The 15,395-nt window shown below is 47.6% G+C and carries 10 protein-coding genes; 4 read left to right on the top strand and 6 right to left on the bottom strand.

Annotated elements, in window-relative coordinates; translation table 11 throughout:
• Window positions 1-475: 475 nt before the first annotated feature.
• Both QUA74_RS24720 and QUA74_RS24715 read right to left on the bottom strand, forming a co-directional pair.
• A complete protein-coding gene (locus tag QUA74_RS24720) occupies window positions 476-3,217 on the bottom strand; it encodes a family 10 glycosylhydrolase (RefSeq protein WP_445302173.1) in 2,742 nt (913 codons plus the stop codon).
• Between the two features lie 439 nt (window positions 3,218-3,656).
• Window positions 3,657-6,395 (bottom strand): DEAD/DEAH box helicase, encoded by a 2,739-nt coding sequence (locus QUA74_RS24715; protein ID WP_333334385.1) that lies wholly within the window; start codon window positions 6,393-6,395, stop codon window positions 3,657-3,659.
• A gap of 40 nt (window positions 6,396-6,435) precedes the next feature.
• Here QUA74_RS24715 and QUA74_RS24710 point away from each other — a divergent pair, with 40 nt between their 5' ends.
• The 3 genes from QUA74_RS24710 to QUA74_RS24700 all read left to right on the top strand — a co-directional run bounded on the left by QUA74_RS24710 (window position 6,436) and on the right by QUA74_RS24700 (window position 10,120).
• Window positions 6,436-6,597 carry a hypothetical protein gene (locus tag QUA74_RS24710; RefSeq protein WP_333334383.1) on the top strand — a complete coding sequence of 54 codons (162 nt, stop codon included), beginning with the start codon at window positions 6,436-6,438 and terminating at the stop codon, window positions 6,595-6,597.
• A gap of 345 nt (window positions 6,598-6,942) precedes the next feature.
• Window positions 6,943-8,898, top strand: coding sequence for an adenylate/guanylate cyclase domain-containing protein (locus QUA74_RS24705; protein WP_333334381.1), 1,956 nt, complete (start codon window positions 6,943-6,945; stop codon window positions 8,896-8,898).
• 88 nt (window positions 8,899-8,986) lie between these two features.
• Window positions 8,987-10,120 carry a succinylglutamate desuccinylase/aspartoacylase family protein gene (locus tag QUA74_RS24700; RefSeq protein WP_333334379.1) on the top strand — a complete coding sequence of 378 codons (1,134 nt, stop codon included), beginning with the start codon at window positions 8,987-8,989 and terminating at the stop codon, window positions 10,118-10,120.
• Between the two features lie 93 nt (window positions 10,121-10,213).
• Here QUA74_RS24700 and QUA74_RS24695 read toward each other — a convergent pair whose 3' ends face one another.
• The 4 genes from QUA74_RS24695 to gcvH form a co-directional block, all read right to left on the bottom strand.
• Window positions 10,214-10,465: a hypothetical protein gene (locus tag QUA74_RS24695; protein WP_333334377.1), complete on the bottom strand. Its 252-nt coding sequence runs from the start codon at window positions 10,463-10,465 to the stop codon at window positions 10,214-10,216.
• A 50-nt stretch (window positions 10,466-10,515) separates the two neighbouring features.
• Window positions 10,516-10,707, bottom strand: a complete 192-nt coding sequence (locus QUA74_RS24690) for a protein kinase domain-containing protein (protein WP_333334375.1) — start codon at window positions 10,705-10,707, stop codon at window positions 10,516-10,518.
• Between the two features lie 109 nt (window positions 10,708-10,816).
• A complete protein-coding gene (gcvP, locus tag QUA74_RS24685; RefSeq protein WP_333334373.1) occupies window positions 10,817-13,774 on the bottom strand; it encodes an aminomethyl-transferring glycine dehydrogenase in 2,958 nt (985 codons plus the stop codon).
• A gap of 301 nt (window positions 13,775-14,075) precedes the next feature.
• Complete coding sequence (gene gcvH / locus QUA74_RS24680) at window positions 14,076-14,465, bottom strand: glycine cleavage system protein GcvH (protein ID WP_333163397.1); 390 nt, start codon at window positions 14,463-14,465, stop codon at window positions 14,076-14,078.
• Window positions 14,466-14,524: 59 nt separating this feature from the next.
• On the opposite strand from gcvH, the gene QUA74_RS24675 reads away from it, so the two are divergent.
• Window positions 14,525-15,361 (top strand): alpha/beta hydrolase, encoded by an 837-nt coding sequence (locus tag QUA74_RS24675; protein ID WP_333334371.1) that lies wholly within the window; start codon window positions 14,525-14,527, stop codon window positions 15,359-15,361.
• Window positions 15,362-15,395: the final 34 nt, after the last annotated feature.

The raw sequence follows: 15,395 nt of genomic DNA, 5'->3' as shown, positions 1-15,395 counted from the left end.
ATCTTCCCTTTGCCCTTCCTTTTCTCCTTCTGCTGTAGTTTACTGACAACAGCACCGTCGATCAATTTATATCAAAATAGTGTATTTCTACTCAGAGTTTTTTCGTAACTACTGATACAGATCATTGGGCGCGATCGACCTAAGTCGAAATCATCTGATTTATTGCACCATTCTCCATAAGTCTGGGAGGGGCGGGCCAGAAGAGCAACGGCCCACAATATCAAACTCACTCTTGGCTTCACAGGCCCGAATAGCCTGTTAAGCGAAATGGTAAAACATTTCAGTTTGAACTCACATCTTGCACCATTCTCGCTTAACAGGCAAGATGCCTGTTCCACAACAACTACATTTTCTTTCTTGTGGGGAGTAGGGGTTGGGCAGGAGAGCCCGCCCAGAGAAGGGATATTAAGAATAGTGCAACATCTCAGTTTGAACCAAGAGTAGCTACACAATAACTCAGCCCAAAAAGCTGCATTTACCTGCGATTCAACTCCATCCTTTCGCCGTAACGTAACAGCATATCCAAACTCTCCAAACGATTTTGCCAAGTTTGAACTTGATAGCTATTTTCTGCAGAATGCAAGCGCATCGAAGATTGAAATTGAGATTGAAAACTCCTTAACAATCTTTTAGCAGTTGCTAAACTTTCCGTAGAAGGATTTGCCGCCAATTTGCTCAAAGCTTGCGCCAATTCATCGGCTCGACTTTGCAAAACTTTCAGTTCAGATTCCGACATCCGCAACTGATTGTTAGCCAACAAAAAACTCCATTCCTGCTTGAGAGCAGTATACCGCGAAGCCGCCGCCGCAAACGGCTGTCGGTAAGGAATCGGCTCCGCTGCAGAAGTGGAGCGCACTGGCGGGCCTTGAGTGCGGTTAAAAAACCCCTGCATCCCGCTGCTGATACTTTCCACCGCAAAAATAGCATAGCCCCCTGTCGGCAAATCGCGCAAAGCTTGAATTTGGTCGATCGCCACAACTTCCGGGAGAGTCAACAACTTAACCGACGGAGAAATCAAAGCCGAACCCAGAATTTGTTCATTTACCAGCGGTTCGGTGATGCGCTGAAGTCGGTTCGTATCCAAAGCATAAGTCATCGGCACAATCAAATCTACAATGCCCTGACGAGCCCAAACTTCCCAATTTTGCTGAATTTTGTAAATCCGCTGACTTTCCGGGTGGGGAAACACCGCCACCGACAGAATTGTGCGCGGATAATTCTGCCACAAAAGCTGAGAAACGTCAGCTACAAAACTATTAATTTGATTAGTTTTAAACTCAACCCACTGCCGCCACAAACTGCCGGAACTCGGCGAAATGTTCACCGGATCTGCACCAGTTAACTGCCTAAATTGCTGCCTCGCAGCAATACCGTAACCGTAAGTAAAATTCGCATTGTCATCTTGAAAAGGATAGCGAATATAGTCTAATTGTACCCCATCTACTTTGTAGTTGTTGGCAATTTCGCTGACAATTTGTAGCAAATAATTACGCGCTTCCGGGTTCGCCGGATCGAGATAAAATTTGCCATCGTTAGGATTTTGTGTGCGTCCTTTATTGTCAATATTTGCCCACTGTGGATGAGCGGAAAGCACGGGACCCGGATAAGAACTAGGCTTGCCAATTAAAGTATTGTGGCGCTTATTTCCTGTGGCAAAAACCCAAACCCAAGCGTGCAGTTCCATGCCTCGCTCGTGAGCTAATTTAACCGCAGATGCCAGCGGGTCCCAGCCAACAGTCAGGGGATTTTGTTGCGGTGCAACTTGACTGGGATAAATTGTATATCCCGCATTCAATGTTTCAAAGAAAACAGTATTGATACCGGCGGCCGCGAGTCGATCGAACACTGCCGCCAAACCCTGTTCTGATCGCGCTGCGACGATCGTCCCGCGATCGAGCCAAACCGCCCGAATTTCCGCCCCAACCCGCTGTCCTTCCTTCGGGTAATTTTCCCACAGCAACTGCCGCGCTTCCACCCACTGCTTTCTAGCCTCCGCGTAGTTTTGCTCTTGCAGGAGTTGGTCAAAAGTTTGCAAAACCTGCCGCGCTTGGGCGATCGCCCGCCCCCTGATCGCTTGTAGAACAGGGGGGCGGCTGGCTGCCGGGCCGCCTCCGCCCTGTTCTGCCGCCACCAGTTGAGGGGAGGTAGCAGCATTGAGATTGATGGCGGTATTGGCTGAATTAGATGCTGTCAGGGCGCTTTCAAACCGGCCGAGGAGGTTAGTGAGTTCTTGGCGCATCAAGTACGCTTCAATGCTGACGATCGGCTTATTGGAATTTGGCTGCACGTCCAAACCCGCCGACGCCGCCTGATCCGAAGGGTCTGTAAAAGTTGCAGGAACTGAATCGGGAAGCGAGCCAGATGGAGAAACTCGGCTCAGCGGGTTACTACGCGGCAAACTAGGGCTGTTTCTAGTGACTCTGGAAGGGGGAGTTGGCAGGGGGGTCGCGGCAGCAGTGGGCGGCGCTACAGGCTGGGAAGCGATTGTGCCTCCCCAGCGGGCGATCGAGGCTTGCAGCCAAGCCTTATCTACATTTCCCGAACCGTCGCTACCCCAGCGCCAGCCGAGATAGGTAGCGCGATCCGTGGCAATGGCTGCGGAGGAACCGGAACTATCTTTCCAAGTAGCAATAGTTTGACTGTTCGCATCAGCCGGAATCAAGACACCGCCTTGGACAGAAGCATTTTGTTGTGCAGTCGGCACCCAATTGTTAGAAGTAGTGCAAGCAAGATCCCGACAGCGGCTGCGCGGTTGCGGGGTAGCGGGCTGGGTTAACGGAAAAGCCCAATAGGCCCCAAGGAGCGATCGCAAAGATTGGCGCACCAAGGCCGGGGAACTGCGACCGACTGGGCCCGAAGCAATCAAGCGGCCGCCCTGGGATGCCCAAGCTTCTAAAACTTTAATTTGCGCCGGAGTCAAAGTTTCAATGTTGGGCAAAAACAGCACGTTAACGCCTGTTAAATCTGCCGTACTTTTGATTTCTTCCAGATTGATTGGTTTGTAAGCAATGCCGCTTTCCCAGAGGCGGGTGGTAATCTTTACCCAATCGGGAGAATTCTCGGAACTGCGAACAACGCCCAGAACTACTTCTGCGAAACTCGGAGAGGGAAATAGGATGAAGAGATTGAGTAATGTACTCGCTAGAATTCCAATTAAGACTCTTTGCAAGAAAGTGAAAAAGCGAATTTTTTTAGCCTGGGAGCAGGCATCAGGCATTTGATGAGGCTTTTTGATTTGTTGAATCATAAGTATGAGAATTACCCAGCGCACCGCTAGACAAAAATTCAATAACAATTAAGAGCGATCGATCCGCACCATACAATTTTCTATCCTGCCCTGCAACCTGAATCAGGAAAAAGTGCGATCGAGCGATTTTAGATTTTAGATTTTAGATTTTGGATTTTAGATTTTGGATTTTAGATTTTGGATTTAAATCTGGATCTATTCCTCATGACAGTTGACTGTTGACAGTTGACTGTTTGGACATTTGAACAATAGCGATGCCACCGGAAACGATTTTAAATTAAAACCTGGGTGCATTTGGGTTGAAGAACCAAAAATACAATTTAGATGCCGCACAGCTTACAGCCAACAGTCAACAGTCAACTGTCAACTGTCAACAGCCAACAGCCAACAGTCAACTGTCAACAATTTTCTAAGTTGCAGCTTCATTCACGGGGAATCGATCGATTAACTGCATCGCCCGACAAGCATTCCTCCGCAAAGCATCCGAAACATGAGGAACATGAGGAATCTGAGACAAGAAATCCAAAGTCCGGCGCAAAATCCGCACCACATCCCCTTCATCCAAACTCGTATGGCTAATCAGTTCCAGCCATTCAACACCCAGAGCCCACTGTTCGACCAAAGTCACTAAATCCCGTTCCAGCCAAATCGGGATTGCAGCTTCATGACGGTACTGCACTTGAAACAATCGGCGACGCAAGCCTTTTTGCAGATTGTCCAAAGGTGCCAAAACTTCCGGCGACAGCGAGTAGTGAGTCCAACTGTCGGGCCTGGAAACTTCTGTAACTAAGGCCGCGCAAGCAGCAGCGAGGTGGTGGGGGTCGAGTTCGTCAAACTCCGCAGACATTAGGGACAAACCCAGCCACAGTTCGTTATCGCCACGAATGGCGGCGCAAGCTTGGCCCAAGATTGTGGGCACTAACCTGTCGGAGGAGTCATCTCGGTTTCCAGTTGCCGAAACTACTCTTTCCAAGCAGCCGAAATTCAGCAAGATGTCGATTAAGTTGAGAAATTGCTCCCAGTAGCGAGCTCGTTGCTTTTCTAACTCTTGTTCGCTTTTGCGGATTTCTTTTTTCAATTCTTCCCGGCGGCGCTGGCGTTTGAGCAAAGTACCGGGATTGCCCCATTCTAGAACCGGGTGAATTTCTAGCTTAGCTTCTAGGGCTGCGATTTTCTGCTGTTGCTCGATCGCCTCTGGGCTCGGTTCTGGTGTCGGCAATTGTGGGATCGAGCCAGCAATTGAAGCAGTTTCTTCAGTTCCCAAGCGGCACTGGCCGAGTCTCAGGGGCATTTCCGGGGGCGGGTTCAAGGTATCTGCTACGCTCAAGCGAGGTAATTCGGCGTGCAGGGTAGCGACATCGCTAATGGCGACGACATACCAGCGGTTATCTTTGCCCAAGCACACCAAATTTGGTGCTTGGCCTGAACCTGGGGTTTTGGCAACCAATACGGCGGGTACAGGATTTGTGTGCGATCGTTTGGCTGTCGGAACGTGCTTGCCTTTGAGACTCAGAACCGTGCCGAGCACTGCAAAAGCCACAGCTACGGACATCTCCTTAAATCTGGCTTCTTCAGCTTGCTGCAATAGAATTTTGAGCAAACGTTTGTCTTCTTTGAGTCTTGCCTGCAATTTTTCGTAATGGGCGAGCTCTTTTTCCAGGGTGGAGACATTTCCTCCGGCCGCCAGGGACTGTTCTAGCACCGCCAATTCTGTTTGCAATCGGTCTAATTCTTCTTGCTGCGGCTGCAAGTACAAGGTAGACAGGTATTGACCAAAACTTCGCTCTACCAACTCTTGAGCTTCGTCGAGAGTGTGAGTTTGCAGCAAATTCAGCACCATGCCATAGCTGGGGGTAAACTGACTGGCGAGGGGGTCGGCTTTGGCTGTTGCCAAATACGAGGCTTCTTTTGCGCCTTCAAAGCGCGTCTGAACTGCGACCACGTGCCCCAGCTTGTCCATGCCCCGCCGACCCGCCCGACCGGCCATTTGCAGGAATTCTGAAGCGTTTAGCAGTCGGTGTCCCTTGTCGGTGCGCTTGGACAGGGTGGAAATGACTGTGGTGCGGGCGGGCATATTAATCCCGGCTGCTAGGGTTTCGGTGGCAAATACGACTTTAATCAAACCTCTGCCAAAGAGTTCTTCTACCAAGCCTTTCCAAGCGGGCAAAATGCCTGCGTGGTGGGCGGCAATGCCTTTTAAAAGTGCTTCTTTTTGACCGAAGCGTTCTGCTTCTGGGTTTCGCTGTAAAAAATCGTCAATGATGCGTTTGAGTTCGGCTGTTTCGGCTTCGTTAACCAGGGAGAAATTGCCGACTTCTGCGACTGCTTGGTCGCACCCGCGACGGCTGAAGATGAAGTAAATTGCTGGTAGCATATCTCGATCGTCCAACCGGGATAAAACATCGGTCAAACTCGGAGTGGGAATGCTGCCTCTTTCTACTTTTTGCCCCTTCTTTTTGGGGACTAACCGGACATTGGCTCTTTTGCCGGTGTCGTCTAGCAGGGGAAATATCCCTTTTTGGTTGGCGAAGTGGAATTGCAGCGGCACTGGCCGAAAGTCTGAGTAGATGAGCTCTGTGGGCCCGTGGACTTTGTTAATCCAGTCTGTGAGTTGCTCGCTATTGGCAACGGTTGCTGAGAGGGCGAGAAGTTGAATTTCGCTCGAACAGTAGATGATGGATTCTTCCCAGACAGTACCACGCTGGCGATCGTTCATGTAGTGACACTCGTCGAGCACCACGGTTTCGACTCCGGTGAGGGAAGTACCGACTTCTCCGATCGGCGTACCGTAGAGCATATTCCGAAATATTTCGGTAGTCATCACCAAAATCGGCGCATCTCGATTGACGGAGATGTCGCCCGTCAGCAAACCTACGTTGTCGTCTCCAAATTGACTGCGGAAGTCGCGCAGCTTTTGGTTAGAGAGTGCTTTGAGGGGAGTGGTATAGAAGACGCGCCGCCCCCGGTCGAGTGCTTGATGGATGGCGTATTCCCCGATTAACGTTTTCCCAGAGCCTGTGGGAGCGCACACGACAACGGATTTACCTGCATCGAGGGCGGCGATCGCCTCTCTCTGAAAGTTATCTAGCTCGAAGGGAAATATGGTCTTCAGATCCAGCTCTGGGCGGTTCTGGGCAGTGTCTTGCACAAGGATTATTATAAGGTTTCAGGATAAGTATGCTTAAATCTTGCTCAAAGCAAGTCAGCAGAGGACTGTATTGATTTTAGACCAACGCCCGCAAATCGGCTATGAAGGAATAAGTCTGTTGGCAGTTGGCAGTTGGCAGTTGGCAGTTGGCAATTGGCAGTTGGCAGAAGAAAGAAAAAAATTTTGCCTTCTTCACGCTTGACTTCTTCCCTCTTCCCACTTCCTTTTCCCTCTTCCTGACATCCGTTACATCCGTTACAGAATCCGTTGCCGAACTTCCTTCTCTATGATTCCTGTTATTTCGACTATTCCTGTGGTGCAGCTTGCTTCGGGCGATCGGCTTTCACTGCAAGTCTATCAGTTCCAAGGTGCCGTTCGTGAAACAAAGGGTTATATCTAGCATGATATTAACAAAGAATATAAATCAGGAATTACGCCCCAAGTATTTTGACACGCTATTTATGGCGTAAGGTGTGCAGTGCACACCCTATAAATAGGGTTTATGCGTAAATCCTGTAAATCTCAGAAACTTCACGTTTTTTTTTAGATGAAAATCAAAAATCGCAGGTTCCGGCTCCGCATCGCCCTTGTTTTGCCCTTTGTATTGCAGATCGCTGGAACTGTGGGCTTAGTCAGTTATTTGTCTTTTCGCAGCGGTCAAAAAGCGGTTAACGATCTAGCAGCCCAATTACGCAATGAACTCACTGCCCGGATTGATGGAGAATTAAGAAAATATCTAGGTAGATCCCACGACTTTAATCAGTTGAATGGAGCAGCTTTTTCTGAGAATAGTTTTGACATGGTTAATGCCAGCAATGCCAAGCAATTTATGACCCAGATACAAATTTCTACCTTTATTGATTCATCCTACTGCGGTGACTCCCAAGGGCAATATCTGGGGGCATCTCGCCTGTTTTATCAAGGTTCTGCAACGCTCGTCATGTCTGTTAGCAATCAAGAGAGCGACTACAATTTTTACTATTATGCTATGGATAGTCGGGGCAATCGGCAGCAGTTGCTAGAAAAACGCCGCCCCTACGATCCGCGCAAACGTCCTTGGTACATTGCCGCCATAGAAGCAAAACGACAGATTTGGAGTGAGGTTTACCTGGATTTTTCCGGCGGATTGCCCACGATTACAGCTAGCGAGCCAGTGTACGACAGTACGGGAAACATCTTAGGGGTTTGTGCCACGGATGTGGTGCTTTTAGAAGATTTAAGGAAATTTTTAGCTAGTCTGGCAATTGGCAAAACAGGTCATGCTTTCATTATGGATCGCAAAGGTTCCATGCTTTCTAGCTCCACCAATGAACCTCTGACTGTGGGCAAAGGGGAAAATGCCAAGCTGGTGATGGCGATTCAAAGCGAAGAACCCGTAGTCAGAGAAACTGCCCAATATTTGCAGCAGTATTTTGGCAGCTTCGATCGCATTGAAAGATCGCAACAAGGCGATTACCTACTCAACGGTAAGCGACAGTTCGTGCAGGTATCCCCCCTCAAGGATGGCAAAGGTATTGATTGGCTGATTGCGGTGGTGATTCCAGAAGCAGATTTTATGGCACAAATCTATGAAAACACCCAAAATACGATCGTGCTAGTTTTAATAGCCTTACTCGTCGCGATCGCGATCGGTATTCTCACTGCCCGTTGGATTACTCACCCATTATTAAAACTTGCTGAGGCATCTCAAGAAGTTGCCAGAGGTAATCTCGACCAAAAAGTTGACGCTGGCTCGATTAAGGAAGTTGCTATTGTGGCGGATTCTTTCAACAGCATGACCGACAAACTCAAGGAATCTGTAAAAGCCCTACGCTTAGCTAATGAGGAGTTAGAAAATCGAGTGGAAATCCGCACGGCAGAACTACGCAAAGAAAAGGAGCGATCGGAACAGCTTTTACTTAATATTCTGCCTGCCACAATTGCCGAGCGCTTGAAACGGGCAGAATCTCCCACAGAACATTTTGAAGAAGTGACGATTCTCTTTGCTGATATTGTTGGTTTCACCAGTCTCTCAGCCCAAATGGAACCTATGCAATTAGTTGCCGGATTGAACCAAATTTTTTCGGCTTTTGATGAGTTGACGGAAAAGTACGGTCTAGAAAAAATTAAAACCATTGGTGATGCTTATATGGTGGTGGGTGGATTGCCAATCGCCAGTGAGGATCATGCCAGGGCGATCGCGGATATGGCTTTAGAAATGCAGGCTTACATGAAAACAATACCTAACAATTTAGGAAATTCACTACAAATACGGATTGGCATTAACACTGGTCCCGTCATTGCGGGAGTGATTGGCATCAAGAAGTTTATTTATGACTTGTGGGGAGATGCCGTTAATGTGGCTTCTCGCATGGAGTCTCACGGTAAACCGGGCTATATTCAGGTAACAGAGACCACATATTCTCATTTGAAAGACCTGTATGTGCTGGAACGAAGAGGTACTATTTCTATTAAGGGTCGGGGAGAAATGATTACTTACTGGTTAATCGGTCCAAAAAGCTAGAAGCCGATCAATGCTTCAATGGGGAAGATTAGTTTTGCCAAGTCTCACCTGCCTTTCTAAACGTGTTCCCTCTCTCGGAGTCTTGTCTATGATTCCTGTTATTTCGACTATTCCTGTGGTGCAGCTTGCTTCGGGCGATCGGCTTTCACTGCAAGTCTATCAGTTCCAAGGTGCGATTCCCGGCAAAAAAGCTTATCTCCAATCTAACCTCCACGGCGCTGAGATTAGCGGTAATGCTGTGATTTACCAATTAATTGAGTTTTTAAGGTCTTTGGACAGCAGCCAGTTAAGCGGGGAAATTTGGCTAGTTCCCGTGTGTAATCCTGTAGGTGTCAGTCAGCGATCGCACCATTTTTCCCCTGGTCGGTACAATCTTTATGATGGGGTAAATTGGAACCGGATTTTCTGGGATTTTGAAAAACAAGAGGAAGATATTCTGGGTTTTGCTAAGTCTCACATCCATCTCGATGCCGATACTGTCAAAGTTAATTACAGAAAAGCGATTTCTTTGAGTTTTGCGAAAGAGTTGGCAAAAATTAACGCTCCTCGTTGCTGCCCCTACAGCGAACTTTACCGATATCAACTACAATCTTTGTGTTTGGATGCTGACTATGTGCTGGATTTGCACAGTTCTACGAATCAAAGTTTAGATTACCTTTACTGTTTTAATTCCCGCGAGGAGAGTGCAAAAGCTTTTTTGCTTGATCGGGCAATCTTGATGAACGAGTACGACGGCGATGCTTTTGACGAGGCGTTTCTCAAGCCTTGGCTGGCGCTTGAGAAGATTTTGGCAGAGTTGGGAAGTTCACTCAAATTTGACGTGGAAGCTTGGACTTTAGAATTAGGTTCGGGGATGGAAATGAATCCCCAGTCGGTGGCGAATGGCTTGCGGGGCATCAAAAATTACTTAGCAAGTAAGGGTTTATTGAAAATAGATGGATTTCCCCTCCCGGAAACTGCCGCCCATCAAGTTATTTTCACCCCCAAGAATTCGGTGCTCAAATACTACGCGCCAGCGGGCGGGATGATTCAAAATCGAGTGGAGTTGGGGAGTTTTGTCAAAAAGGGCGATCGGCTTTATCAAATTCTCAGCTTTAATAAGAATGGGGAATTTCCGAGTTTGGTTGATGTTTGTGCGGAGTCGGATGTTTTCATTTTTGATGTTTCGACAAATCAGTCAGTAAATCAAGGAGAGTATGTGTTGTCTGTGATGGCAGATTGAGAATACCAAGAAACCCGGTTTCTTGAACAAACCGGGTTTCTGAAAACCTATTGGTAGTCAAACCATAATTTACGATATACTATGGAATAGGGCTTATTTAAATTCCGCCGCACTTTTATAATAAATTTCACGATTGTCCATTAAAGCGCGATCGATAACTGTGGCTAGCGGTTGAGGAATCGCAGAAGTGCGATCGCCCACCGGCACCGCATCATTTTGCAAAACCGCCACAAACGGGTTTTGACCCTGCAAATTGCGCGCAAACTCACCCGTTATCATCACATACAAACAAGCCGCCGCCACCCAAACATCAACCTCTGGTTTCGCATACTTATAATCAAGCACTTTTTATCGTGGCATAAAACAGGGCGTACCGGCAGCATTACCGTCCGAGTTTAAGCGCTTAAACCCGCTTGGTCAAAAGCTTTGGCTAACCCATAATCCCCTATTTTTGCAACTTGTTTCCCTCCCACATCCGCCAGAAAAATATTCTCAGGCTTCAAATCCCGGTGAATCAAACCCCGTCCTTTTGCAAAACTACTATCAGCCAATCTTACATTGGGAATTAAAGTAATTTTAGAACTCATATCGATTTTGGGTCGGGGATTATATCGATTTGACAGAAAACTCTTGTCCCCCCTTAAGAAGGGGGGCTAGAGGGGATGGAAAGCCTAATTCGCACCCGTAGAGAGTTATTTAACCTTGGCTGTAAGCCTCCATTGGCAAACAAGAACAGACAAAATTGCGATCGCCAAACGCATTATCTATCCGGCCCACCGCCGGCCAAAACTTATGTTCGCGAGTCCAAGAGGTCGGATAAGCCGCTTGCGCGCGAGTATAAGGACGATTCCACTCATCAACCATCAGAGATTCTGCGGTGTGCGGCGCATTTTTCAAGACGTTATTTTGCGCGTCAACATTACCGTTTTCAATCTCCGCAATTTCGCCTCGAATCGCAATCATCGCCTCGCAAAAACGGTCTAATTCCTGCTTCGATTCGCTTTCCGTCGGTTCCACCATTACCGTACCAGCGACCGGCCAAGAAACCGTCGGCGCGTGATAGCCGTAATCCATCAAACGTTTAGCGATATCTTCGACTTCAATAGCCGCAGATTTTTTGAGCGATCGCAAATCTAGAATACACTCGTGCGCCACCAAACCAGCTTTCCCTTTGTACAAAACCGGATAATAAGATGCTAACCGCTGCGCCATGTAATTAGCATTAAGAATTGCTACTTTTGTTGCCTCAGTTAAACCCACTCCTCCCATCATCCGAATATACATCCAAGAAATAGGCAAAATGCTAGCACTTCCCCAAGGTGCTGCGGAAACAGCACCAACTGATTGAGATATTTCGCGCCTCCGTTGGGGGGGGTAAGATTTTAATTCTTCATCAGTAGAAGGTAAGAAAGGCACCAAATGAGACATTACCCCAATTGGCCCCATTCCCGGCCCGCCGCCGCCGTGGGGAATACAAAAAGTTTTGTGCAAATTCAAGTGACAAACATCAGCACCAAAATCACCAGGGCGGCACAAACCAACTTGAGCATTCATATTTGCGCCGTCCATATAAACTTGTCCACCGCAGTTGTGGACAATCTCGCAAATATCTTTAATCTCTTCCTCAAAAACGCCGTGCGTTGATGGATATGTCACCATCAAAGCCGCCAATTCATTTTTGTGCTTCTCCGCTTTTTTATGTAAATCGGCGACATCGATATTGCCCTGATAATCGCACTCTACAGCAACTACTTTCATCCCCGCCATCACTGCACTAGCCGGATTTGTACCGTGGGCTGACTGGGGAATCAAACAGATATTTCGGTGAGATTCGCCTCGGTGTTCGTGGTATTCGCGAATAACTAACAAACCCGCGTATTCGCCTTGGGAACCAGCGTTTGGCTGCAAAGAAATTCCCGCAAAACCGGTGATTTCTGCCAGCCACTGTTCTAGTTGCACGAACATCATTTGATAGCCGCGAGTTTGATCGCGGGGTGCAAAGGGATGTATCCTGCCAAATTCCGCCCAAGTCACCGGCATCATCTCTGCTGTTGCATTCAATTTCATTGTGCAAGAACCCAAGGGAATCATCGATGTATTTAGCGATAAATCCTTGGCTTCTAAACGGTGCAAATAGCGCAAAAGTTCAGTTTCTGAATGGTAGCTGTTGAAAACTGGATGGGCGAGATAGCTGCTGGTGCGATCGCAAAAATCTGGTAAGGTCAAATAGCCACTCAATGCGTCTGCATCCAGGGGAATGTTGAGAGCCTTCTGCCCGTCTGCCCTGATATAATCCTTATCCTGTGAAAATATTTTCCACAACTCTTGCACATCTTCAACGGTGACAGTTTCATCTAAAGTGATTCCCACTGTCGAATCATCGAAAATTCGGAGATTAATTTTGCGAACTTTAGCAGATTCTAGAATTTCTGACAGCGGTTTATCTCCCAATTCTACCCGCAAAGTATCGAAGAAATGTTGAGAACCAATTGTGTATCCGAAACTTCTTAAACCGGAGGCCAAAAGTGCAGTTAAACTCCATACTTTCTCAGCAATGTCTTTCAGTCCAGACGGGCCGTGATAAACAGCATACATACTCGCCATCACGGCCAGCAAAACTTGAGCCGTACAAATATTGCTGGTTGCTTTTTCGCGGCGGATGTGTTGTTCGCGAGTTTGCAAGGCCAAACGTAAAGCAGATTTGCCGTTGGCATCTTTAGAAACGCCGACAATTCTCCCCGGAACTTGCCGTTTAAACTCTTCTCGCGTGGCGAAATAGGCTGCGTGGGGCCCTCCGAATCCCATCGGCACTCCGAAGCGCTGAGTGCTTCCTACGGCTATATCCGCGCCGAATTCGCCGGGGGGTGTGAGCAAGCACAGGCTCAAAATGTCGGCGGCTACTGTGACTAATGCGCCGACTTCGTGTGCCGATCGAATAAAATCGGTATAGTCGTAAATTGCGCCGTCTGTGGCGGGGTATTGCAGGAGTGCACCGAAGATTGTACGATCGAACTCAAAGCTTTGATGGTCGCCGACAATTACCTCAATTCCCAGAGGCTTAGCGCGAGTTTGCACCACTTCCACAGTTTGAGGGTGACAATCTTGGGAAACAAAAAACGCTTTTGCCTTATTTTTGCTGGCGCCGTAACTTACCGCCATTGCTTCCGCCGCCGCAGTCCCTTCATCCAGCAAAGAAGCGTTGGCAATTTCCAAACCCGTGAGGTCAATTATCATGGTTTGGAAGTTCAGTAAAGCTTCCAATCGCCCTTGAGCAATTTCGGCTTGGTAGGGAGTGTAAGCTGTATACCAGCCGGGATTTTCTAGGATATTCCGCTGGATGACGGGGGGAGTTATGCAGTCGTGATATCCAGTGCCGATGTACGATCGAAATACCTGATTTTTTGCAGCAATTTCTTTCAATTCTGCCAAAGCGCTGTACTCGCTTTGTGCTGCGGGAAGTTGTAAGGGTTGAGAAATACGAATCGCCGCTGGAACCGTTTTGTCAATCAACTCATCGAGGCTGGAAATGCCCAAAACATTGAGCATTTGCTGGATTTCGCTGGGTGTCGGGCCAATGTGCCGGCCCGCAAAACCATTTATGGGGGAAAGGTTTTGCTGCTGGTTGGGTTCAAGTTGAGGGCTGTAGAGTACCAAGGCGGATTCTCCTGAATAGACTTTTGCTTCTTTGTTTGTAACATTTTGCTAAGAAAACCAGGAAGATTTTCTGCGTCTATCAAAGTCTGACAGGGGTTGAAACCCCTGTCTCACAGCTAAAGTCGTCTGAAGACGACTGTAGATTAAGCCGCACTTATCGCAACTCCTCGCCCAACTGCTTGGTATTTCAGTCGTCTTTAGACGACTTGTGCTATTAGCCAGGGGTTGAAACCCCTGGCAGATTGTGGAAGAATCAACGAGCCCTACCCCCAAATTCCCACTCCAAACCCAAAACTCCTAACTACTCGCCTTCCACCATTTTGCGATACTCCGGGGCCGAGAAAGCGTCATCTGCGTCGCTGGTGTTGTCAACGCGCACTTTCAGCAGCCACCCAGCGCCATAGGGGTCTTCCGCCAAATTTTCGGGAGACTCTATAATGTCATCATTGCGTTCTACGACTGTACCGGTAACTGGTGCTTTCAAGTCTTCAACCGCTTTCACTGACTCGACTGTACCGAAAGCTTCGCCCTTTTCCAACCCTGCACCCACTTCTGGCAAATCTAGAAACACGATATCGCCGAGTTGGTCAACTGCAAAGGCACTAATGCCGATCGTGGCAATTTCGCCTTCGAGTCGGATGTATTCGTGGGTGTCTAGGTATTTCAGGTCATCGGGGTATGTTAGTGCCATGTCTTTTCTCGCAATAAAAAAGTATTAATTAAATCTTATTCAACTATGAGCCTTTAGTAATGACTAAGTGGAACACAAAAAATATTAAACGCTTGCTTTTCGGAGAATTTTCTGTCAAACGACTTATGAAATCTATAATTTTTATTTACGCATTTCTGTGTTTTTACGGTTTCTTTTTTTCAGAACGGCTAATTTTTCAACCTCCCCCATCTAGTCAGAGTGATAGCAGGGAAGTTATCAAAGTTAGCTCAGCTAACGGGGTGAAAATTTCTACTGTTCATTTTCCTAACCCGCAAGCTAAATATACCATACTTTACAGTCACGGAAATGCGGAAGACTTGGACAGCATTTTGTGGCTACTCCGAGAGATTCGAGATAGCGGGTTTGCTGTGTTTGCCTATGATTATCAAGGTTACGGCACGAGCCAGGGAAAGCCTTCTGAGTATAATACTTATCGTGATATTGATGCTGCTTATAATTATTTAACCCAACAGTTGGGAGTACCTGCAAAGCAAATTATTCTTTACGGGCGTTCTGTGGGCGGTGGGCCGACTATTGATTTGGCTTCGCGGCAAAAAGTCGGCGGTTTGGTGGTTGAAAGTTCCTTTGTTTCGGCTTTTCGGGTGTTGACGCGGATTCCTATTTTACCCTTTGACAAGTTTGTGAATATTGATAAGATTGGCAAAGTTCGATCGCCTGTTTTGGTGATTCATGGTAAGGCTGATGAGGTGGTTCATTTTTGGCATGGAGAGCAGTTGTTTGCAGCGGCGAAGCAGCCGAAATTGAATTTTTGGGTTGATGGGGCGGGTCATAATGATTTGATGGATGTGGCGGGCGATCGCTATGCTGCAACGGGAGCATCCCGCTTTTTAACTAAGCATACCTACCCATTTTAATCTCATTATTTAAATATGCACATCTGAGTCTTAA

Origin of the sequence: Microcoleus sp. LAD1_D3, from assembly GCF_036702135.1 — a bacterium.
In the GTDB taxonomy this organism is placed as follows: domain Bacteria; phylum Cyanobacteriota; class Cyanobacteriia; order Cyanobacteriales; family Microcoleaceae; genus Microcoleus.
Note: the sequence above shows the minus strand (reverse complement) of the source record. Positions and strands in the feature narration are given on the sequence as shown.